Genomic DNA, 18,918 nt, shown 5'->3' with positions numbered 1-18,918 from the left:
GTCAGTCGAGGTCGACGTCGAACGGGTTGTTGTTGTCGTCCTCGTCCTCGAGGGACGCCGCGTGGGCGGCGAGGTCGTAGCCGGGAGGGGAGTCCTTCAGGGCCAGGCCGAGCTCACCGAGCTTGTCCTTGACCTCGTCGATGGACTTCGCACCGAAGTTGCGGATGTCCATGAGATCCGCTTCCGAGCGCCCCACCAGTTCACCCACGCTGTGGATGCCCTCACGCTTGAGGCAGTTGTACGAGCGCACCGACAGCTCGAGGTCCTCGATCGGCAGCGCCATGTCCGCGGCAGCGGCGGCGTCCGTGGGCGAGGGCCCGATCTCGATGCCCTCGGCCGAGGAGTTCAGCTCGCGGGCGAGACCGAACAGCTCGACCAGGGTGGTGCCGGCAGAGGCCACCGCGTCACGCGGGGAGATGGCCTCCTTGGTCTCCACGTCCAGCACGAGCTTGTCGAAGTCCGTGCGCTGCTCGACACGGGTGGCCTCCACGCGGAAGGTCACCTTCAGGACGGGCGAGTAGATGGAGTCGACCGGGATCCGGCCGACCTCCGCGTCACCCGACTTGTTCTGCGACGCCGACACGTAGCCGCGGCCGCGCTCGATGGTCAGCTCGATCTCGAGCTGGCCCTTCGAGTTCAGCGTGGCGATGTGCAGCTCGGGGTTGTGGACCTCGACACCGGCCGGTGCGGAGATGTCAGCCGCCGTGACCTCGCCCGGACCCTGCTTGCGCAGCCACGCCGTGACGGGCTCGTCCTCCTCCGAGGACAGGGAGAGCTTCTTGATGTTGAGGATCAGCTCGGTGACGTCTTCCTTGACACCCTCCACCGTGGAGAACTCGTGCAGCACGCCGTCGATGCGGATGCTGGTCACGGAGGCGCCGGGGATGGAGGAGAGAAGCGTGCGGCGAAGAGAGTTGCCGAGGGTGTACCCGAAACCAGGCTCCAGCGGTTCGATCACGAACCGGGAACGGTTCTCGGCCACAGCCTCTTCCGTGAGGGTGGGGCGCTGTGCGATGAGCACTGATGTTTCCTTTCAGCGTGCCTCCGCCATATGACGCACGCAGGTGGTGGAAAACAAAATGGGTGAATGACGCGGTGAGCTGGCGAGTTCACCGCGTCGGTGCGCGGCCACCGCCGCCCGCGAGGGCAGTGGTGGCCGCGCAGACGTGTCAGACGCGACGGCGCTTCGGGGGACGGCAGCCGTTGTGGGCGGACGGGGTGACGTCCTGGATGGAGCCGACCTCCAGCCCGGTGGCCTGCAGGGCGCGGATCGCGGTCTCGCGACCGGACCCCGGGCCCTTCACGAACACATCCACCTTGCGCATCCCGTGCTCCTGCGCACCCTTCGCGGCGGCCTCGGCTGCCTGCTGCGCGGCGAACGGGGTGGACTTGCGCGAACCCTTGAAGCCCACGCCGCCGGCCGAGGCCCACGACAGGACCGCACCCGAGGGATCGGTAATGGAAACGATGGTGTTGTTGAACGTGGACTTGATGTGAGCCTGACCTTGGGTCACATTCTTGTTCACCTTGCGACGCGGCTTGCGAGCGGCCGTCGCGCGAGTCTTCTGGGCCATGGATTCTCCTACAAAGATCTTCGACGTTGATCAGCCACCGGTTCGGTGGCGACCACGATTACTTCTTCTTACCGGCGACCGTGCGCTTGGGACCCTTGCGGGTGCGGGCGTTGGTCTTGGTGCGCTGGCCGTGGACGGGCAGACCGCGGCGGTGGCGCAGGCCCTGGTAGCTGCCGATCTCGACCTTGCGGCGGATGTCGGCGGCCACTTCGCGGCGGAGATCGCCTTCGACCTTGTAGTTGCCTTCGATGTAGTCACGCAGCTCGACGAGCTGCGGATCGGTGAGATCCTTGACGCGCATGTCCCCGGAGATGCCAGTGGCCTCCAGGGTTTCGAGTGCACGGGTACGACCCACGCCGTAGATGTAGGTCAGCGCAACTTCCAGCCGCTTTTCACGGGGAAGATCGACGCCTGCGAGACGAGCCATAGTGGCGGTTCTCCTTGTGTGTCCGGAGGTCTTGAACATCGCGTCCCGATCGTCTTCCGACCGGTCTCCGGCCTCCGTGCCGGGGGTTGCCGCGCCCTGGGGCGTCGGCTGCGGTGTCCGTTCTTGTCAATCCACTTGCGTGGGCGGGAGTGTTCCCGTCAGCCCTGGCGCTGCTTGTGCCGGGGGTTCTCGCAGATCACCATGACCCGGCCGTTGCGGCGGATCACCTTGCACTTGTCGCAGATCTGCTTGACGCTCGGTTGGACCTTCATCGCATTCCTTCGCGTACTAGTAATGGCGTATGCACTCGCACCACCGTGCTCGCCCGGGTCTCCCCGACCGTCCACCGTGGGCGCGGATGCTACTTGTAGCGGTAGACGATCCGGCCTCGGGAAAGGTCATAGGGGCTGAGCTCCACCACGACGCGGTCCTCGGGGAGGATCCGGATGTAGTGCTGGCGCATCTTGCCAGAGATGTGGGCGAGCACCTTGTGACCGTTGGTCAGCTCAACACGAAACGACGCATTGGGCAGTGCCTCGACCACAGTGCCTTCGATCTCGATGACTCCGTCTTTCTTGGCCATATCCTCCGCTAACTTCTCGAGGGGTCCGGTTGTCTATCCGGACGGCGGTGCCCGTACCGCTCCCCGTCCACCAGACGAACAACCCCGCACTACGAGTGGTAGCGGGGGTCGGTGTGGGTGGGCAGGGCTCGATCAGCGAGCACAAACAACCAACGCACGACACTACGCGCTCACGCTGTTTTTCGCAACCCGAGCGGCGGGCCCGCCCGCCGACCGCGCGGGACGACGACGGCGCCGGGGCCCGGGCGCCCAGGCCCCGGCGTCCAGCCCCGGGCGGACGTCGCGTCCCCCAGGGATCAGACGTCCGTGGCCAGCTGGCCGCAGGCGCCGTCGATGTCCGAGCCGCGGGTGTCCCGCACGGTGGTGGGGATGCCGTGGGCGCGCAGGCGCTCCACGAAGTTCTGCTCCACGCCGGGGCGCGAGGCCGTCCACTTGGAGCCGGGGGTCGGGTTGAGGGGGATGGGGTTCACGTGCACCCAGCCCGCGCCGCGCTCGTTCAGCTTCTCCCCCAGCAGGTCCGCGCGCCAGCCCTGGTCGTTCATGTCCCGGATCAGGGCGTACTCGATCGAGACCCGGCGGCCCGTGACGTCGTAGTAGTCCCGGGCGGCGTCGAGCGCCTCGTCCACCTTCCACCGGGTGTTGATGGGAATCAGCTCGTCGCGCAGCTCGTCGTCCGGGGCGTGCAGCGACAGCGCCAGCGTGATGGGCAGCTTCTCCCGCGTGAACTTCCGGATGCCGGGCACCAGCCCCACCGTGGACATGGTGAGCCCGCGCGCGGAGATCCCGAGGCCCTCCGGAGACGGGTCGATGATCCGGTGCACCGCGCCCATGGTGGCCTTGTAGTTGGCCAGGGCCTCCCCCATGCCCATGAAGACGATGTTGGACACCCGCTGCGGGGCCTCCTCCGGGTCCCCCACGGCGCCGTCGCGCAGGGCCCGCACGCCCTGGACCACCTGGTCCACGATCTCGGCCGCCGAGAGGTTGCGCGTGAGCCCGGACTGGCCGGTGGCGCAGAACGGGCAGTTCATCCCACAGCCTGCCTGGGATGAGATGCACATGGTCACGCGCTTGTCGTAGCGCATCAGTACGGACTCGACCATGGCGTTGTCGAACAGGCGGTGCACGGACTTCACGGTCATGCCCTGGTCTGCACGCAGCTGCTTCACGGTCCGCAGCAGCGGGGGCATGGTCTTGGCCACCATCTCCTCCCTCTGGTCCACGGGCAGGTCCGTCATCGCGGCGGGATCCGACTCGAAGCGCTCGAAGTAGTGCTTTGACAGCTGGGAGGCACGGAACGCCGGGTAGCCGGCCTCCTTCACCAGCTCCTTGCGTCCGGCCATGTCCAGGTCGGCCAGGTGCACGGGTGGCTTGCCCCGCCGTGCGGGCTTGAAGACGAGCTGGCCCGCCTCGGGGCGGGGTGTGATCTCTACGGTCTGTGCAGTCATGGGATTCCTCTGCCTGCTCTCAGGCTCTCGGGGGTGGCGGGGCCACGGGTTCTCTGGGTGGCGGATCCGGGCCGTGGCGGGCCTGGTGACGGACCCGCCTCAGGACGCGGGGACGGGAACGGGGTGGACGCCCAGCGGCTCGAGCTCGGAGGCCCCGCCGTCCTCGGCGGTCAGCACCCACACGCCCCCGCTGTGGCGGCACACGGTGTGCTCCCACTGGCTGGCGCGCGATCCGTCCTCGGTGACGACCGTCCAGTCGTCCGCCAGCACGCGGGTCTCGATTCCGCCGCGCACCAGCATGGGCTCGATCGCCAGGGCCATGCCCGTCACCAGTTTGGGCGTGCGCTGCCCCACGGCGTAGTTCGGCACGTCCGGGGCCATGTGCATCTCCGTGCCTATGCCGTGACCCACGTAGTCCTCCAGGATGCCCAGACGCGATCCGACCGTCTCGCGGACGTAGGTCTCGACCGCCAGGCCGATGTCCCCCACGTGCGTGCCTGTGGCCATCGCCGCCACGCCGCGCCACATGGCCGCACGCGTGACGTCGGAGAGCTCCAGGTCCGCGGGATCGTGGTGCTCCCCCACGAGCACTGTGCGCGCGGAGTCACCGTGCCAGCCCGCCACGATCGCGCCGCCGTCGATGGACACGACGTCACCGTCCGCGAGCACGCGCTGCCCCGGGATGCCGTGGACCACTTCGTCGTTGACGGACGTGCACACCGTCGCCGGGTAGCCGTAGTAGCCCAGGAAGTTCGACTCGGCGCCGAAGTCTTCGAGCACGGCGCGGAAGGCGCGGTCGAGGTCCGCAGTGGTGGCACCGGGCACGGCGGCGGCCACAGCGGCGTCGAGCGCCCGGGAGGTGACGACGCCGGCCCTGGCCATGAGTGCCAGCTCGGCGTCCGACTTCACTTGGATCTTGCGGCGTCCGAACACGATGCCTGGGGTCCTTCCGTGGTGGGGTGTGTGGTGAATGCCGAGCCCCCGGGCGATGCCTCGCATCGGACCGGGGGCTCGAGGTGGTGCGCGATGAGTCACGTCAGTGCGGCAGCACGCTCATGATCCGCTCGGTGACGTCGTCGATGCTGCCGAGCCCGTCCACGCGCGAGACGATGCCGCGCTGCTCGTAGACGTCGACCACGGGGGCCGTCTGCTCGTCGTAGACGTCCAGGCGGTGCCGGATGACGTCCTCGGTGTCGTCCGTACGCCCCTGGTCGCGCGCGCGGCCCAGCAGGCGGGTGACGAGCTCGTCGTTGTCCGCCGTGAGCAGCAGGACGACATCCAGGGCCACGCCGTTGGCCGCCAGGATGCGGTCGAGCTCCTCCACCTGGGCGACGGTGCGCGGGTAGCCGTCCAGCAGGAAGCCGTCCGCGACGTCCTGCTGCGCGAGCCGGTCTCGCACCATGCCGTTGGTGACGGAGTCAGGAACCAGGTTGCCGGCGTCCGTGTAGCTCTGGGCCTCCTTGCCGAGCTCCGTCTGCTGCTTGATGTTCTCGCGGAAGATGTCCCCGGTGGAGATGGCGGGCACGCCGAGTCGGTCACAAATGCGCTCAGCCTGCGTTCCCTTGCCTGCGCCTGGCGGTCCGATGATCAACATCCGGGTCATGATCTCTCCTTGCGTCAACGTGCACTTCCTCACCTATGTTACCGGCCCGACGGCGCAGCGTCCGGGGCGCGCCCCGGCTCACCGCCCGTGCGGAACGGGGGCTCAGGCGCGCAGCAGGCCTTCGTGATGGCGCTGCTGGAGCTGGGCGTCGATCTGCTTGACGGTGTCCAGACCCACGCCCACCATGATCAGCAGCGACGGGCCACCGAACGGGAAGTTCTGATTGGCACCGAACGCCACGAGCGCGATGAGCGGGATCATCGAGACGATGCCCAGGTACAGCGCACCCGGCAGCGTGATGCGGGTCAGGACATAGCGCAGGTAGGTCTCGGTGGGGCGCCCGGCACGGATACCCGGGATGAAGCCGCCGTAGCGCTTCATGTTGTCCGAGACCTCCTCCGGGTTGAACGTGATGGACACGTAGAAGTACGTGAAGGCCACGATCAGCAGGAAGTACACGGTCATGTACACGGGGTGGTCCCCGCGTGCCAGGTATGTGTTGATCCAGGTGACCCACCCCGGCACGGTGCTGCCGTCGTCGGGCATCGCGAACTGCGCGATCATGGTGGGCAGCATCAGCATGGACGAGGCGAAGATGATGGGAATCACGCCGGCCATGTTGACCTTCAGCGGGATGTAGGTGCTCGTGCCGCCGATGGTGCGCCGCCCGACCATGCGCTTGGCGTACTGCACGGGGATGCGCCGCTGCGACTGCTCCACGAAGACCACGCAGGTGATGACCACCAGCCCGATCGCGCACACGCCCAGGAAGATGCCCCAGCCGCGGGTACGCAGGATCTCGCCGAGCGCGGACGGGAAGGTGGCGGCGATGGACGTGAAGATCAGCAGGGACATGCCGTTGCCCACGCCGCGGTCCGTGATGCGCTCGCCGAGCCACATGATCACGGTGGTGCCCGCCGTCATGGTGAGGATCATGATGACCAGCACCGGCAGCGAGTCGTCCGGGATGATGGGCAGCGAGCAGTTGCCCAGCAGGTTCCCCGAGCGTGCGAGGGAGATGACGGTGGTGGCGTTGAGAGCCGCCAGGCCGATCGTGAGGTAGCGCGTGTACTGCGTGAGCTTGGTCTGGCCCTGTGCGCCCTCCTCGTGCAGCTCCTGGAATCGGGGAATGACCACCCGCAGCAGCTGCACGATGATGCTCGCGGTGATGTACGGCATCACCCCGAGAGCGAAGATCGACAGCTGCAGGAGGGCCCCACCGCTGAAGAGGTTGACCAGGTCGTACGCGCCGCCGGTGGTGTTCCCGAGCGCCAGGCACTGCTGGACGTTGCCGTAGTCCACACCGGGTGCGGGGATGAACGTCCCCAGCCGGTAGATCACGATGATCCCGAGGGTGAACAGCAGCTTGTTGCGCAGCTCCGGCGTGGTGAACGCCCGTGCGAAAGCACTGAGCACAGGTCCTCCTTCAAAAGCGTGGTGGCCCGATCGGTTCCGACCCCGGGCAAGTCTAGCCAAGGACGTGCACGGGGCCGCGCCGGGCCCCGTGCGAACATCCTGGTAAAGCAGCGGGCCCCGTGCCGGGAATCCGGCACGGGGCCCGCCTCAGTTCAGGGATTCACCCTACAACCGAACGCTGGTCTGCGCTCACGCGTTCTGCGTGGACCCGCCAGCCGCAGCGATCTTCTCGGCCGCAGAGGCCGAGAACTTGTCCGCGGTGATGTTCAGGGCCACGGAGATCTCCCCGCTGCCCAGCACCTTGACGGGCTGGTTCTTGCGAACCGCGCCCTTGGCAACCAGGTCCGAGACGGTGACGGTGCCACCCTCGGGGAACAGCTCGCCCAGACGGTCCAGGTTGACCACCTGGTACTCCACGCGGAACGGGTTCTTGAACCCGCGCAGCTTGGGCAGCCGCATCTGCAGCGGCAGCTGGCCGCCGGCGAAGCCGGCCTTGACCTGGTAGCGCGCCTTGGTGCCCTTGGTACCGCGACCGGCGGTCTTGCCCTTGGACGCCTCACCGCGGCCAAGACGAGTCTTGGCCTGGTGCGAGCCGGGGGCCGGACGCAGGTGGTGGACCTTCAGAGCGTGGCGCTTGCTCTCGGTGTTCTCAGCCATGCTCAAGCCTCCTCAACCTCTACGAGATGCGACACCGTGTTGATCATGCCGGCGGTGGCCGCATCGGCCTTGCGCTCCACGACGTGGCCCGGACGCTTGAGACCGAGCGAACGCAGCGTGTCGCGCATGTTCTGCTTCTGACCGACCACGGAGCGGACCTGCTTCACGCGCAGGGTCGCGCCGGTGGCCTGGATGCGCTTTCCGTTCATCAGGCACCTGCCTTCTGGATCTCACGCAGCAGCGGCGCCGGAACAACCTCGTCCATGGGCAGCCCACGGCGGGCGGCCACGGACGCGGGCTCCTCGAGCTCACGCAGCGCCTGGATGGTCGCGTGCACGATGTTGATCTGGTTGGACGAACCGAGGGACTTGGAGAGCACGTCGTGGATGCCGGCGCACTCCAGTACGGCGCGCACCGGACCACCGGCGATCACACCGGTACCCGGGGTGGCGGGGCGCAGCATGACCACGCCGGCCGCCGCCTCACCCTGCACACGGTGCGGGATGGTGCGGTCCTCGACGCGGGGGACCCGGAAGAAGTTCTTCTTGGCCTCCTCGACACCCTTGGAGATCGCCGCCGGAACTTCCTTGGCCTTGCCGTAGCCGACGCCGACCATGCCGTTGCCGTCGCCCACGACCACGAGAGCGGTGAAGCTGAAGCGACGACCACCCTTCACGACCTTGGAGACGCGGTTGATGGTCACGACGCGCTCGAGGAACTTGTCCTTGTCGTCGTCACGACCGCCGCGGCCACCACGGCCGCCACGGTCGTTGCCACGGCCGCCGCGGTCATTGCCGCCGCGTCCGCCGCGATCGTTGCGACCGCCGCGTCCACCGCGGTTCTCCTCGGTCCCCTGACGGGACGAGGTGTTGGACTCGGCCGTCTCGTTGGAACCGGTGGTGGCTTCGCTCACCTGAGTTTCCTTCTCGTTCTTCTGCTCGCTCACAGCGCCAGACCTCCTTCACGGGCACCCTCGGCCACCGCGGCCACACGGCCGTGGTACTTGTTGCCGCCGCGGTCGAACACGACGGTCTCGATCCCCGCAGCCTTGGCGCGCTCGGCGATCAGCTCACCGATGCGCTTGGCCTTGGCGGTCTTGTCGTCGGACGACGCACGCAGGGCGTCCTCCATGGTGGAGGCCGAGACGAGGGTGAAGCCCTTGTCGTCGTCGATCACCTGGGCGACCATGTGGCGGGTGGAACGCGTGACCACCAGGCGGGGGCGCAGCGCGGTTCCGGCGATGTGCTTGCGCACGCGGCGGTGACGCCGAGCCCGCTGAGCAGTCTTCGACTTTCCCTTGATTACGAGAGCCATGATTACTTACCAGCCTTTCCGGCCTTGCGGCGGATCTGCTCGCCGGCGTAACGAACACCCTTGCCCTTGTAGGGATCAGGCAGACGCAGGGAGCGGATCTTCGCGGCGACCTGGCCAACCTGCTGCTTGTCGATGCCGGAGACGGAGACCTTGTTGTTCCCCTCCACAGAGAGCGTGATGCCCTCCGGGGCGCTGAAGGGAACGGGGTGGCTGTAACCGAGAGCGAACTCGAGGTCCGCACCCTTGGCCTGCACACGGTAACCCGTGCCCACGATCTCCAGCTGCTTGGTGTATCCCTCGGACACACCCTGGATCATGTTGGCGATCAGGGAACGCGTGAGACCGTGCAACGAGCGGGACTCGCGCTCGTCGTTGGGACGGGACACCTGAACGGTGCCGTCCTCGACGACCACCGTGATGGGTGCCGCGACGGTCTGCGTGAGGGAGCCCTTGGGACCCTTCACCGACACCACGGAACCGTCCACGGAGACCTCCACACCGGCGGGCACAGAGATCGGGAGACGTCCAATACGTGACATGTCTTCTTCCTTTCTTCTTCTGTGCTACCGGTTACCAGACGTACGCGAGGACTTCCCCGCCCACGCCCTTCTTCCCGGCCTGCTTGTCAGTCAGCAGTCCGGAGGAGGTGGAGAGGATCGCGATGCCGAGGCCACCGAACACCTTGGGGAGGTTCGTGGACTTCGCGTACACGCGCAGCCCCGGCTTGGAGATGCGGCGGACACCGGCGATCGAGCGCTCACGGTTGGAGCCGAACTTCAGCGACAGGGTCAGCGTCTTGCCGACCCGCGCGGGCTCCTCGCTCCAGTCCGCGATGTAGCCCTCGGCCTTGAGGATCTCCGCAATCCGAGCCTTCAGCTTGGAGTACGGCATGCTCACGGTGTCGTGGTAGGCGGAGTTTGCGTTGCGCAGACGCGTCAGCATGTCTGCGACGGGATCTGTCATTGTCATGTGGGCTTCAGCCCTTCCTCGCCACGGTTTCCCTGCCGGTTGCAGCCCGCAGGGACCTTCTGGCGTCGATGGAATTAGTTGGTCTTGAACGGGAAGCCGAGTGCCTTGAGCAGCGCGCGGCCTTCGTCGTCGGTCTTGGCGGACGTGACCACGGTGATGTCCATACCGCGCACGCGATCGATCCGGTCCTGGTCGATCTCGTGGAACATGGACTGTTCCGTCAGGCCGAAGGTGTAGTTGCCGTTGCCGTCGAAATGACGGTCCGAGAGGCCGCGGAAGTCACGGATGCGCGGCAGCGCGAGCGTGACCAGGCGGTCCAGGAACTCCCACATGCGGTCGCCACGCATGGTGACATGGGCGCCGATGGGCATTCCCTCGCGCAGCTTGAACTGCGCGATGGACTTCTTGGCACGGTTGACCACGGGCTTCTGGCCGGTGATGGCGGTGAGGTCCTTGATGGCATTGTCCACCAGCTTGGAGTCCTTGGCCGCCTCGCCCAGACCCATGTTGACCACGACCTTGACCACGCGCGGCATCTCCATGACGTTCGAGTAGCCGAACTGCTCCTGAAGGGCCGGGGCCACGGTCTCCTGGTACTTGGTCTTGAACCGGGGGGTGAACTTGGTTTCGGTCGTTTCGCTCATCACAGATCCTTGCCGGTGCTCTTGGACACGCGGACGCGCACGGTCTTCTGCTTGCCGTTGCGCTCCACGGTCTCGGTGCGGTAGCCCACACGGGTCGGCTTGCCGGTCTCGGGATCCACGAGCATCACGTTGGAGATGTGGATCGGAGCCTCGACCTTGACGAGGCCGCCGGCTTCGCCCTGGGCGTTGGCGCGCTTGTGCTTGGTCACCACGTTGACACCCTCGACCACCACGCGGGAGGTCTCGGTGTTCACGCGCAGAACCTTGCCCTGCTCGCCCTTGTTCTTGCCGGTGATGACCTGCACGAGGTCGCCGGTCTTGATCTTGAACTTCGTCATGTCAGAGCACCTCCGGAGCCAGCGAGACGATCTTCATGAACTTCTTGTCGCGCAGCTCGCGGCCCACGGGGCCGAAGATGCGTGTGCCGCGGGGGTCCCCGTCGTTCTTCAAGATCACTGCGGCGTTCTCGTCGAAACGGATGTAGGAACCGTCAGGACGGCGCCTCTGCTTCTTGGTACGGACCACAACCGCCTTGACAACGTCGCCCTTCTTGACGTTGCCGCCGGGGATGGCGTCCTTGACGGTGGCGACGATGACGTCACCAATGCCTGCGTAACGGCGTCCGGATCCACCGAGCACACGGATGGTGAGAATTTCCTTCGCACCCGTGTTGTCGGCAACCCGCAGCCGCGATTCCTGCTGAATCACTGAATACTCCTGTCGTCGCGCCGGTTCTCATCCAAACCTGCTGAATGTCGAGCCTTGCGGAACGGTGGTCGTGTGAACGCTCCGCGTCACGGTGGCCCCCGTGGCCGTAGGAGGGGCCCGGGGCGTGTGCGGAGTTTGCACGCGATGGACGACCGCACGTGTTCGGGCGGATCACTCCGCCGTGCTGCTCCCCTCGGATTCGCGACCTCGCGCAGAATCAACGAGCAAGATGTGCAGCCTTCGCGGCGCCGGGCGCCGGGGAGCCGGGCCGCGGTGAACCGCGGCGGCTTGCTTCCGTCCCGCGCACTCGGGGTGCACACCGTGGGACGTGATTCTGACTCAGCAGGGTCGAAGTCAGAGTGAGAGCACACGTGCGTCGACACGCGTACCGGCCTACTCTACCGCGCTTCCGTGCGGATCACCAACCGGCCTGCCTCCGGGGAAGAGTTCCACCAGGGCGGGCACCAGTGCCTCGCGCCAGCAGGCGTAGTCGTGGCCCCCGTTGAAGCGTCGGTAGTGCACCTCGGCCGGGGTGCGGGCGAGCTCGGCGACGAACTCGTCGTGGGGCCCGGTGAGTGCCCACTCCTGCTCGCCGACCTCCAGGACGAGCCGTGTGCCGACCAGCGCTCGGGCGCCGTCGGTCGAGACCAGGGACCGCAGCGTGTCCACCGGCTGCGGCTGCCACAGGGAGGCCGACTGCGCGACGGCGGTCCCGACGGCGTCGGGGCGGCGCAGTGCGCACAGGATCGCCGAGAGCCCGCCGAGGCTCTGGCCCACCACGGCCACCCGCCGGGGATCGGATTTCCACACCAGGCGCTGAGCGAGCCACGGGAGCAGCTCGTCCGCCACCACGTCCTCGATCCCGCCTGTGCCGTCGAGCTCGGCCCACCGACGCTCCGTGCCCCCGGAGTCCAGCAGGACCAGGTGCACCGGCTGCAGGGCACCGTCGGCGACCGCGGCCCGGACGGCGGCAACGACACCGTGCTGCCACCAGACCTCTCCGTCGAAGAGCAGCACCACCGGTGCCGTGCGCGCCGAGTCGCCCGCTGCCACGCCACAGGCCGCGATCGCCACGCGGTGACCACCGGGGGCGGCGAGCCACTTCGGTCCACGTGCGGTGGGATCGGGCCGCACCGGCCACGGCGACACCGGCGCGTCCTCGAGCGCGACGACGCTGAGCCGCAGCCCCCCGCGGCCCAGGCACCACGACGGATTGCGGGGATCCGCCACTCCCCCGTCCAGGGCGGCGCGCAGGTCCACGTGGTCCGCGGCGTCACGCCAGGGTGCCGCCGCGTTCCGGCGGGCGGTGAGGAAGCAGTAGGACGCGCGCCAGCTGGTCCCCATGAGGTAGCCGATGTGCCACACATCCGTGCCGGGCAGCCGCCGCATCAGGGAGTCCTCCGGGCGGGACTCGTCCGTGAGCCTGTTGACGAACAGCAGGACCTCCGAGGCCTCGCTGTCCTCGCAGAGGAACATCACGACCTGCCGGGCCGCCCCGTCCGGACCCGGAGCCGCGTGCTCGCACAGCGGCATGCCCGCGGCCAGGGCCGCCTCCACCTCTCTGCGCGCCCTCGCCACGTCACGCGAGTCGTTCGACATGAGAGCGGCCTCCCAGGCGAGCACGGACGGACCGTCCGACCTGGGGACCGGATCCGGGCGCGGCACCTTGGGTGGGCGGCGCCGCGGACACGGCCCCACCGTGTTCTCCTGGGTCACGAGCGTCTGACCTTTCGGGTGCTGGCGTGGACCGCACGAGCGGTACCCCTGCGGCAGTGCCACGGGATCGGCCCACCTGCCCGCCGCGGCGTCGTCATGGAGATCGTCGACAGGGGGCCCGGGTACGCCGAAGGCCCCGCCCCGGCGTGAACCGGAACGGGGCCTTCGATCGAACTCGCATCGCGAAGGTCCTACTTGGCCTTCTCGATGATCTCCACGATCCGCCAGTTCTTGTCGGCGGACAGCGGACGGGTCTCGGCAATGCGCACGAGGTCCCCGACGCCGCAGGAGTTCTGCTCGTCGTGGGCCTTCACGCGCTTGGACTTGCGCAGAACCTTGCCGTAGAGCGCGTGCTTCACGCGGTCCTCGACCTGGACCACCACGGTCTTGTCCATCTTGTCGGAGACCACGTAGCCCCGGCGGGACTTGCGGTCACCGCGCTCGGCCGCGGCCGTTTCGTTGTTGACCTGCTCGCTCACTTGGCATCACCCTCGGACTTGGCAGCCTTCTTCGAGGCCTTCTTCTCGGTCTTCTCAGCAGCCGGCGCCACGTCCTCACGGATCCCGAGCTCACGCTCGCGCAGCACGGTGTAGATCCGGGCGATGTCTCGCTTGACGGACTTCAGCTTGCCGTTGCTCTCGAGCTGGCCGGTGGCCGCCTGGAAGCGCAGGTTGAACAGCTCTTCCTTGGACTTGCGCAGCCGGTCGGTGAGGGCACCGGTGTCAAGAGCCGCGAGGTTGTCCATGTTCAGATCCTTGGATCCAATAGCCATTGATCATTCACCGCCTTCGCGACGCACGATGCGTGCCTTCATCGGGAGCTTGTGGATTGCCAGGCGCAGCGCCTCACGGGCCACTTCCTCGCTCACGCCGGAGATCTCGAACATGATGCGTCCGGGCTTGACATTGGCGATCCACCACTCGGGGGAACCCTTACCGGAACCCATACGAGTCTCGGCAGGCTTCTTGGTCAGGGGACGGTCCGGGTAGATGTTGATCCAGACCTTGCCGCCACGCTTGATGTGGCGGGTCATGGCGATACGCGCGGCCTCGATCTGACGGTTCGTGACGTACGCCGGGCTCAGAGCCTGGATGCCCCACTCACCGAACGTGACTCGGGTTCCGCCCTTGGCCTCTCCCCGACGGCGCGGGTGGTGCTGCTTGCGGAACTTCACACGACGTGGGATGAGCATTACTTACCACCCTCTGCGTTGTTGGCCTCCGCAGCGGTGTTCTGCTGCGGGGCTGCGGCGGAGTCGCGCTCACGGCGGCCGCCACGGTCGTTACGGTCATTCGGGCGACGACGACGCTCGCCGGCACCGCCGCCACCGCGGCGGTCGTTGCGTCCGCGCGAGGACGGAGCCGCCGCCTGCTGGGCAGCCAGTTCCTTGTCGGTCAGGTCGCCCTTGTAGATCCAGACCTTCACGCCGATGCGGCCGAAGGTGGTCTTGGCCTCGAAGAACCCGTAGTCGATGTTCGCGCGCAGGGTGTGCAGGGGCACACGGCCTTCACGGTAGAACTCCGAGCGGGACATCTCCGCGCCGCCGAGACGGCCGGCGCACTGGATGCGGATGCCCTTGGCGCCCGCACGCTGTGCGGACTGGATGGCCTTCTTCATGGCGCGACGGAACGCGACACGCGAGGCCAGCTGCTCGGCCACACCCTGGGCCACGAGCTGCGCATCGATCTCGGGGTTCTTGACCTCGAGGATGTTCAGCTGGATCTGCTTGCCCGTGAGCTTCTCGAGCTCGCCGCGGATGCGGTCCGCCTCGGCGCCGCGGCGGCCGATGACGATGCCCGGGCGTGCCGTGTGGATGTCCACTCGGACGCGGTCACGGGTGCGCTCGATCTCGACCTTGGAGATGCCGGCGCGGTCCATGCCCTTTGACATGAGCTCGCGGATCTTCACGTCCTCGCGGATGTAGTCCTTGTAGCGCTGACCCGGCTGGTTGGAGTCTGCGTACCAGTGCGAGACGTGGTCGGTGGTGATGCCCAGACGGAATCCGTTGGGGTTGATTTTCTGTCCCACTTAGCGGACCTCCTCCTTCTCCGGGGTCGCCACGACCACGGTCACGTGGCTCGTGCGCTTGTTGATGCGGTACGCACGGCCCTGGGCACGCGGCTGGAACCGCTTCATGGTGGGACCCTCGTCCACGAAGGCCGCGGAGACCACGAGGTCTTCCGGCTTGAACGCGAGACCCTCGCGATCGGCCTTCTGCCGGGCGTTCGCCACGGCGGATTCGAGCACCTTGAACACCGGCTCGGAAGCTGCCTGGGGGGCAAACTTCAGAATCGCCAATGCCTCATTCGCCTGCTGGCCACGAATCAGGTTGACGACGCGCCGGGCCTTCATAGGCGTCACGCGGATGTAGCGCGCAGATGCCTTGGCTTCCATTGCTTTCCTTCTCTCGTCTTGTCGAAGAAGTGCAGCGTTCTCACCCCGAGGGGTCAGCGACGCTTGCCCTTCTTGTCGTCCTTCACATGGCCGCGGAACGTGCGGGTGGGGGCGAATTCGCCGAGCTTGTGCCCGACCATCGACTCAGTGATGAACACCGGGACATGCTTGCGTCCGTCGTGCACGGCAATCGTGTGTCCGAGCATGTCGGGCACGATCATCGAGCGGCGGGACCACGTCTTGATGACGTTCTTGGTGCCCTTCTCGTTCTCCTTGGCGACCTTCACGAAGAGGTGCTGATCGACGAAAGGGCCCTTCTTGAGGCTGCGTGGCATTAGTCAGGCTCCTTAGCGCTTGTTCTTGCCGGTACGACGACGACGCACGATGAGCTTGTCGCTTTCCTTGTTGGGGCGACGCGTGCGTCCCTCGGGCTTGCCGTTGGGGTTGACCGGGTGACGACCACCGGAGGTCTTGCCCTCGCCACCACCGTGCGGGTGGTCCACGGGGTTCATGACCACACCGCGGACGGTCGGGCGGATGCCCTTCCAGCGGTTGCGGCCAGCCTTGCCCCAGTTGATGTTCGACTGCTCGGCGTTGCCGACCTCACCGATCGTCGCGCGGCAGCGCACGTCCACGTTGCGGATCTCACCGGAGGGCAGGCGCAGCTGGCCGTACTTGCCCTCACGGGCGACGAGCTGGACGGAGGCACCGGCGGAACGAGCCAGCTTGGCTCCCCCACCCGGGCGCAGCTCCACGGCGTGCAGCACGGTGCCCACCGGGATGTTGCGCAGCGGCAGGTTGTTGCCGGGCTTGATGTCCGCGTTGGGGCCGGATTCCACGACGTCGCCCTGCTTCAGGCGGTTCGGCGCGATGATGTATCGCTTCGTGCCGTCCACGTAGTGCAGCAGCGCGATGCGGGCCGTGCGGTTCGGGTCGTACTCGATGTGCGCGACCTTGGCGTCCACGCCGTCCTTGTCGTGGCGACGGAAGTCGATCACGCGGTACTGGCGCTTGTGCCCGCCACCCTTGTGACGGGTGGTGATGCGGCCCGTGTTGTTGCGGCCGCCTTTCTTGGGCAGGGGACGCACCAGGGACTTCTCGGGCGTAGTGCGCGTGATTTCTACGAAGTCCGACACCGACGAGCCGCGACGGCCCGGGGTTGTCGGCTTGTGCTTACGGATAGCCATGTTTTGAGTTCCTCGTTAAAGTGGTCTCCGCTCAGGAGAGCGGACCGCCGAAGATGTCGATGGAGCCTTCCCGGAGGGACACGACGGCACGCTTGGTGGCCTTGCGCGTTCCCCAGCCGAAGCGCGTGCGCTTGCGCTTGCCGGGACGGTTGAGAGTGTTCACGGACGCGACCTTCACACCGAAGATGTGCTCGATCGCGAACTTGATCTCGGTCTTGTTGGCCGAGGGATCCACCTGGAAGGTGTACTTGCCCTCGTCGATCAGACCGTAGGACTTCTCGGAGACCACGGGACGGATGATGACGTCACGCGGGTCCTTGTTGTAGATGGCGCTCACTTCGCGTCCTCCTGCTTGCTACCGGACGCAGCTGCGACGAACGAGTCGTAGGCGGTCTTGGTGAAGACCACGTCGTCCGAGACGAGCACGTCGTACGTGTTGAGCTGGTCGGCGTACACGGCGTGCACGTCAACCAGGTTGCGCACGGACAGCGCGGCGGTGTCCTCACCGCGGCCCAGCACGACCAGCAGGTTCTTGCGCTCGGAAATCGAACGCAGCGCCTCCTTGGCGGCCTTCGTGGACGGCTGGTCGCCGCTCACGAGATCGGTCACCACATGGATGCGGCCGTTGCGTGCCCGGTCCGAGAGGGCACCGCGCAGGGCGGCGGCCTTCATCTTCTTGGGCGTGCGCTGAGAGTAGTCACGCGGCGTGGGCCCGTGCACCACGCCACCACCGGTCATGTGAGGGGCGCGGATGGAGCCCTGACGAGCCCGGCCGGTGCCCTTCTGCTTGAACGGCTTGCGACCTGCGCCCGAGACCTCGGCGCGGGTCTTGGTCTTGTGCGTGCCCTGGCGGGCGGCGGCCAGCTGGGCGACGACGACCTGGTGCAGCAGGGCCACATTGGTCTGGGCGTCGAAGATCTCAGCGGGCAGCTCGACGTTGACGGATTCAGTTGCCATGAGTATCAAGCTCCCTTCACGGAGGAACGGACGAGGACGACCGACCCCTTGGGGCCCGGCAGGGCGCCCTTGATGAGCAGCAGGGAGTTCTCGGCGTCGACCGCGTGCACGGTCAGGTTCATGGTCGTGTGACGGGCGTTGCCCATCCGGCCGGCCATGCGCATGCCCTTGAACACGCGTGCGGGGTACGACGCGCCGCCGATGGAACCCGGCTTGCGGTGGTTCTTGTGTGCACCGTGGGAGGCGCCCACGCCGGAGAAGCCGTGACGCTTCATGACGCCGGCGGTGCCCTTGCCCTTGGTGGTGCCGACGACGTCGACCTTGGCGCCGGACTCGAAGAGCTCCACGGACAGTTCCTGCCCGAGCTCGTAGTCGGCGGCGTCGGAAGTACGAAGCTCGACGACGTGGCGGCGGGGCGTCACGCCTGCGGCGGCGAAGTGACCGGCCAGGGGCTTGGTCACCTTGCGGGGATCGATCGCACCGAAGCCGATCTGAACGGCGTTGTAGCCGTCCTTGTCCTCGTTGCGCAGCTGCGTCACGACGTTGGAGTCGGCCTTGACCACGGTCACCGGCACGAACTTCCCGTTCTCGTCCCAGACCTGGGTCATGCCGAGCTTGATGCCCAGCAGGCCCTTCATCTGGCGTTCGAAAGTGGTAGTCATTGGGGTGCGATCCTTTTTACAGCTTGATTTCGATGTTCACGTCAGCCGGCAGATCGAGACGCATGAGCGAGTCGACGGCCTTGGGCGTGGGGTCGATGATGTCGATCAGCCGCTTGTGGGTGCGCATCTCGAAATGCTCACGGCTGTCCTTGTACTTGTGCGGCGAGCGGATGACGCAGTACACGTTCTTTTCGGTGGGCAGCGGGACGGGTCCCACCACCGTTGCACCTGCGCGCGTCACCGTCTCAACGATCTTCCGGGCCGAGACGTCGATGACCTCGTGGTCATAGGACTTCAGCCGGATGCGGATTTTTTGTCCCGCCATGGCGTCGTGACTCTCTTTCTTCAAGTACTTCCCTGTATGGAGTCCATGACTCCTTGTGCTCGGCGGTCTCTGCCGCCACCCCGCACAGACTGAATCCGGACCGAGTCCGGGTTCCTCACCCTGTCGGAGCTCCGGCACCCGAACTCGGGCGTGTCGCGCTGGGCGACGCGGCCGGGTCCACACACATTGACTCGGTGCCGGTGAAAAGTGGTTGTTCGCGGCGCGGTCACGCGGGCGTCGGTGCATTGCGGTTGCTTCGGCTGCACACATGCTCCGCACCCGGTTCTCGCGATGAACCTCTGTTCGTGCTGAGCGCGCAATTTCTCGCGCCGCTGAG

30 protein-coding genes are annotated in these 18,918 nt (G+C 66.9%); all 30 read right to left on the bottom strand.

Annotation, left to right across the window (positions count from 1 at the left end; translation table 11 throughout):
* Position 1: 1 nt before the first annotated feature.
* The 30 genes from B3G12_RS05180 to rpsJ all read right to left on the bottom strand — a co-directional run bounded on the left by B3G12_RS05180 (position 2) and on the right by rpsJ (position 18,581).
* Entirely contained in the window at positions 2-1,021 is a 1,020-nt protein-coding gene (locus tag B3G12_RS05180) for a DNA-directed RNA polymerase subunit alpha (RefSeq protein ID WP_055085387.1), read from the bottom strand.
* A 148-nt stretch (positions 1,022-1,169) separates the two neighbouring features.
* Positions 1,170-1,574 (bottom strand): 30S ribosomal protein S11, encoded by a 405-nt coding sequence (gene rpsK / locus B3G12_RS05175; protein WP_055085385.1) that lies wholly within the window; start codon positions 1,572-1,574, stop codon positions 1,170-1,172.
* 58 nt (positions 1,575-1,632) lie between these two features.
* Positions 1,633-2,001: a 30S ribosomal protein S13 gene (rpsM, locus tag B3G12_RS05170; RefSeq protein WP_290499459.1), complete on the bottom strand. Its 369-nt coding sequence runs from the start codon at positions 1,999-2,001 to the stop codon at positions 1,633-1,635.
* A 158-nt stretch (positions 2,002-2,159) separates the two neighbouring features.
* On the bottom strand, positions 2,160-2,273 hold the full coding sequence (gene rpmJ, locus B3G12_RS05165) for a 50S ribosomal protein L36 (protein WP_012397712.1): 114 nt from the start codon (positions 2,271-2,273) through the stop codon (positions 2,160-2,162).
* A gap of 89 nt (positions 2,274-2,362) precedes the next feature.
* Complete coding sequence (gene infA, locus B3G12_RS05160; RefSeq protein ID WP_012397711.1) at positions 2,363-2,584, bottom strand: translation initiation factor IF-1; 222 nt, start codon at positions 2,582-2,584, stop codon at positions 2,363-2,365.
* 296 nt (positions 2,585-2,880) lie between these two features.
* Positions 2,881-4,029 (bottom strand): 23S rRNA (adenine(2503)-C(2))-methyltransferase RlmN, encoded by a 1,149-nt coding sequence (gene rlmN, locus B3G12_RS05155; RefSeq protein WP_055085383.1) that lies wholly within the window; start codon positions 4,027-4,029, stop codon positions 2,881-2,883.
* A gap of 99 nt (positions 4,030-4,128) precedes the next feature.
* Positions 4,129-4,965, bottom strand: a complete 837-nt coding sequence (gene map / locus B3G12_RS05150) for a type I methionyl aminopeptidase (protein ID WP_145010371.1) — start codon at positions 4,963-4,965, stop codon at positions 4,129-4,131.
* A gap of 100 nt (positions 4,966-5,065) precedes the next feature.
* On the bottom strand, positions 5,066-5,632 hold the full coding sequence (locus tag B3G12_RS05145; protein ID WP_144941799.1) for an adenylate kinase: 567 nt from the start codon (positions 5,630-5,632) through the stop codon (positions 5,066-5,068).
* A 102-nt stretch (positions 5,633-5,734) separates the two neighbouring features.
* Positions 5,735-7,048: a preprotein translocase subunit SecY gene (gene secY, locus B3G12_RS05140; RefSeq protein ID WP_144941797.1), complete on the bottom strand. Its 1,314-nt coding sequence runs from the start codon at positions 7,046-7,048 to the stop codon at positions 5,735-5,737.
* A 189-nt stretch (positions 7,049-7,237) separates the two neighbouring features.
* On the bottom strand, positions 7,238-7,705 hold the full coding sequence (gene rplO / locus B3G12_RS05135) for a 50S ribosomal protein L15 (RefSeq protein ID WP_055085377.1): 468 nt from the start codon (positions 7,703-7,705) through the stop codon (positions 7,238-7,240).
* A gap of 2 nt (positions 7,706-7,707) precedes the next feature.
* The gene (gene rpmD, locus B3G12_RS05130) at positions 7,708-7,914 is read right to left on the bottom strand and encodes a 50S ribosomal protein L30 (protein ID WP_055085375.1); all 207 of its coding nucleotides are present in this window, start codon (positions 7,912-7,914) and stop codon (positions 7,708-7,710) included.
* Entirely contained in the window at positions 7,914-8,651 is a 738-nt protein-coding gene (gene rpsE, locus B3G12_RS05125) for a 30S ribosomal protein S5 (RefSeq protein WP_144941794.1), read from the bottom strand. The genes rpmD and rpsE overlap by 1 nt, the downstream gene beginning before the upstream one ends.
* On the bottom strand, positions 8,648-9,019 hold the full coding sequence (rplR, locus tag B3G12_RS05120; protein ID WP_055085371.1) for a 50S ribosomal protein L18: 372 nt from the start codon (positions 9,017-9,019) through the stop codon (positions 8,648-8,650). The genes rpsE and rplR overlap by 4 nt, the downstream gene beginning before the upstream one ends.
* A gap of 2 nt (positions 9,020-9,021) precedes the next feature.
* A complete protein-coding gene (rplF, locus tag B3G12_RS05115; protein WP_055085369.1) occupies positions 9,022-9,558 on the bottom strand; it encodes a 50S ribosomal protein L6 in 537 nt (178 codons plus the stop codon).
* A 31-nt stretch (positions 9,559-9,589) separates the two neighbouring features.
* The gene (gene rpsH / locus B3G12_RS05110) at positions 9,590-9,988 is read right to left on the bottom strand and encodes a 30S ribosomal protein S8 (protein WP_055085367.1); all 399 of its coding nucleotides are present in this window, start codon (positions 9,986-9,988) and stop codon (positions 9,590-9,592) included.
* Between the two features lie 74 nt (positions 9,989-10,062).
* Entirely contained in the window at positions 10,063-10,632 is a 570-nt protein-coding gene (gene rplE / locus B3G12_RS05105) for a 50S ribosomal protein L5 (RefSeq protein ID WP_144941792.1), read from the bottom strand.
* A complete protein-coding gene (rplX, locus tag B3G12_RS05100; protein ID WP_055085364.1) occupies positions 10,632-10,970 on the bottom strand; it encodes a 50S ribosomal protein L24 in 339 nt (112 codons plus the stop codon). Before rplX ends, rplE begins: the two co-directional genes overlap by 1 nt.
* Before the next feature lies 1 nt (position 10,971).
* A complete protein-coding gene (gene rplN / locus B3G12_RS05095) occupies positions 10,972-11,340 on the bottom strand; it encodes a 50S ribosomal protein L14 (RefSeq protein WP_012397698.1) in 369 nt (122 codons plus the stop codon).
* Positions 11,341-11,733: 393 nt separating this feature from the next.
* Positions 11,734-12,939 carry an alpha/beta hydrolase-fold protein gene (locus B3G12_RS05090; RefSeq protein ID WP_144941790.1) on the bottom strand — a complete coding sequence of 402 codons (1,206 nt, stop codon included), beginning with the start codon at positions 12,937-12,939 and terminating at the stop codon, positions 11,734-11,736.
* 308 nt (positions 12,940-13,247) lie between these two features.
* Positions 13,248-13,535 carry a 30S ribosomal protein S17 gene (gene rpsQ, locus B3G12_RS05085; RefSeq protein WP_144941788.1) on the bottom strand — a complete coding sequence of 96 codons (288 nt, stop codon included), beginning with the start codon at positions 13,533-13,535 and terminating at the stop codon, positions 13,248-13,250.
* Positions 13,532-13,828 (bottom strand): 50S ribosomal protein L29, encoded by a 297-nt coding sequence (rpmC, locus tag B3G12_RS05080; protein WP_144941786.1) that lies wholly within the window; start codon positions 13,826-13,828, stop codon positions 13,532-13,534. Before rpmC ends, rpsQ begins: the two co-directional genes overlap by 4 nt.
* A 3-nt stretch (positions 13,829-13,831) precedes the next feature.
* Positions 13,832-14,248 (bottom strand): 50S ribosomal protein L16, encoded by a 417-nt coding sequence (rplP, locus tag B3G12_RS05075; protein WP_055085357.1) that lies wholly within the window; start codon positions 14,246-14,248, stop codon positions 13,832-13,834.
* Positions 14,248-15,084, bottom strand: coding sequence for a 30S ribosomal protein S3 (gene rpsC / locus B3G12_RS05070; RefSeq protein WP_144941784.1), 837 nt, complete (start codon positions 15,082-15,084; stop codon positions 14,248-14,250). Before rpsC ends, rplP begins: the two co-directional genes overlap by 1 nt.
* Entirely contained in the window at positions 15,085-15,450 is a 366-nt protein-coding gene (gene rplV / locus B3G12_RS05065; protein WP_055085353.1) for a 50S ribosomal protein L22, read from the bottom strand. It abuts the gene before it with no gap.
* A gap of 53 nt (positions 15,451-15,503) precedes the next feature.
* Positions 15,504-15,785: a 30S ribosomal protein S19 gene (gene rpsS / locus B3G12_RS05060; RefSeq protein ID WP_035959716.1), complete on the bottom strand. Its 282-nt coding sequence runs from the start codon at positions 15,783-15,785 to the stop codon at positions 15,504-15,506.
* A gap of 12 nt (positions 15,786-15,797) precedes the next feature.
* Positions 15,798-16,637 carry a 50S ribosomal protein L2 gene (gene rplB, locus B3G12_RS05055; RefSeq protein WP_144941782.1) on the bottom strand — a complete coding sequence of 280 codons (840 nt, stop codon included), beginning with the start codon at positions 16,635-16,637 and terminating at the stop codon, positions 15,798-15,800.
* A 31-nt stretch (positions 16,638-16,668) separates the two neighbouring features.
* Complete coding sequence (gene rplW / locus B3G12_RS05050) at positions 16,669-16,974, bottom strand: 50S ribosomal protein L23 (RefSeq protein ID WP_055085350.1); 306 nt, start codon at positions 16,972-16,974, stop codon at positions 16,669-16,671.
* A complete protein-coding gene (gene rplD / locus B3G12_RS05045; protein WP_144941780.1) occupies positions 16,971-17,594 on the bottom strand; it encodes a 50S ribosomal protein L4 in 624 nt (207 codons plus the stop codon). Before rplD ends, rplW begins: the two co-directional genes overlap by 4 nt.
* Positions 17,595-17,599: 5 nt before the next feature.
* Positions 17,600-18,256 carry a 50S ribosomal protein L3 gene (rplC, locus tag B3G12_RS05040; protein ID WP_055085346.1) on the bottom strand — a complete coding sequence of 219 codons (657 nt, stop codon included), beginning with the start codon at positions 18,254-18,256 and terminating at the stop codon, positions 17,600-17,602.
* Positions 18,257-18,272: 16 nt separating this feature from the next.
* The gene (rpsJ, locus tag B3G12_RS05035) at positions 18,273-18,581 is read right to left on the bottom strand and encodes a 30S ribosomal protein S10 (protein ID WP_003803825.1); all 309 of its coding nucleotides are present in this window, start codon (positions 18,579-18,581) and stop codon (positions 18,273-18,275) included.
* Between the last annotated feature and the right edge of the window lie 337 nt (positions 18,582-18,918).

This window comes from Kocuria sp. UBA5001 (assembly GCF_002398425.1).
Classification (GTDB): Bacteria; Actinomycetota; Actinomycetes; order Actinomycetales; family Micrococcaceae; genus Kocuria; species Kocuria salsicia.
Note: the sequence above shows the minus strand (reverse complement) of the source record. Positions and strands in the feature narration are given on the sequence as shown.

Coding starts and splice junctions, on each gene's coding strand:
- rpsK (WP_055085385.1), bottom strand. CDS start 1,574: ATGGCCCAGAAGACTCGCGCGACGGCCGCTCGCAAGCCGCGTCGCAAG.
- rpsM (WP_290499459.1), bottom strand. CDS start 2,001: ATGGCTCGTCTCGCAGGCGTCGATCTTCCCCGTGAAAAGCGGCTGGAA.
- rpmJ (WP_012397712.1), bottom strand. CDS start 2,273: ATGAAGGTCCAACCGAGCGTCAAGCAGATCTGCGACAAGTGCAAGGTG.
- infA (WP_012397711.1), bottom strand. CDS start 2,584: ATGGCCAAGAAAGACGGAGTCATCGAGATCGAAGGCACTGTGGTCGAG.
- rlmN (WP_055085383.1), bottom strand. CDS start 4,029: ATGACTGCACAGACCGTAGAGATCACACCCCGCCCCGAGGCGGGCCAG.
- B3G12_RS05145 (WP_144941799.1), bottom strand. CDS start 5,632: ATGACCCGGATGTTGATCATCGGACCGCCAGGCGCAGGCAAGGGAACG.
- rplO (WP_055085377.1), bottom strand. CDS start 7,705: ATGGCTGAGAACACCGAGAGCAAGCGCCACGCTCTGAAGGTCCACCAC.
- rpmD (WP_055085375.1), bottom strand. CDS start 7,914: ATGAACGGAAAGCGCATCCAGGCCACCGGCGCGACCCTGCGCGTGAAG.
- rplR (WP_055085371.1), bottom strand. CDS start 9,019: ATGGCTCTCGTAATCAAGGGAAAGTCGAAGACTGCTCAGCGGGCTCGG.
- rplF (WP_055085369.1), bottom strand. CDS start 9,558: ATGTCACGTATTGGACGTCTCCCGATCTCTGTGCCCGCCGGTGTGGAG.
- rpsH (WP_055085367.1), bottom strand. CDS start 9,988: ATGACAATGACAGATCCCGTCGCAGACATGCTGACGCGTCTGCGCAAC.
- rplE (WP_144941792.1), bottom strand. CDS start 10,632: ATGAGCGAAACGACCGAAACCAAGTTCACCCCCCGGTTCAAGACCAAG.
- rplX (WP_055085364.1), bottom strand. CDS start 10,970: ATGACGAAGTTCAAGATCAAGACCGGCGACCTCGTGCAGGTCATCACC.
- B3G12_RS05090 (WP_144941790.1), bottom strand. CDS start 12,939: ATGTCGAACGACTCGCGTGACGTGGCGAGGGCGCGCAGAGAGGTGGAG.
- rpmC (WP_144941786.1), bottom strand. CDS start 13,828: ATGGCTATTGGATCCAAGGATCTGAACATGGACAACCTCGCGGCTCTT.
- rplP (WP_055085357.1), bottom strand. CDS start 14,248: ATGCTCATCCCACGTCGTGTGAAGTTCCGCAAGCAGCACCACCCGCGC.
- rplV (WP_055085353.1), bottom strand. CDS start 15,450: ATGGAAGCCAAGGCATCTGCGCGCTACATCCGCGTGACGCCTATGAAG.
- rpsS (WP_035959716.1), bottom strand. CDS start 15,785: ATGCCACGCAGCCTCAAGAAGGGCCCTTTCGTCGATCAGCACCTCTTC.
- rplB (WP_144941782.1), bottom strand. CDS start 16,637: ATGGCTATCCGTAAGCACAAGCCGACAACCCCGGGCCGTCGCGGCTCG.
- rplD (WP_144941780.1), bottom strand. CDS start 17,594: ATGGCAACTGAATCCGTCAACGTCGAGCTGCCCGCTGAGATCTTCGAC.
- rplC (WP_055085346.1), bottom strand. CDS start 18,256: ATGACTACCACTTTCGAACGCCAGATGAAGGGCCTGCTGGGCATCAAG.
- rpsJ (WP_003803825.1), bottom strand. CDS start 18,581: ATGGCGGGACAAAAAATCCGCATCCGGCTGAAGTCCTATGACCACGAG.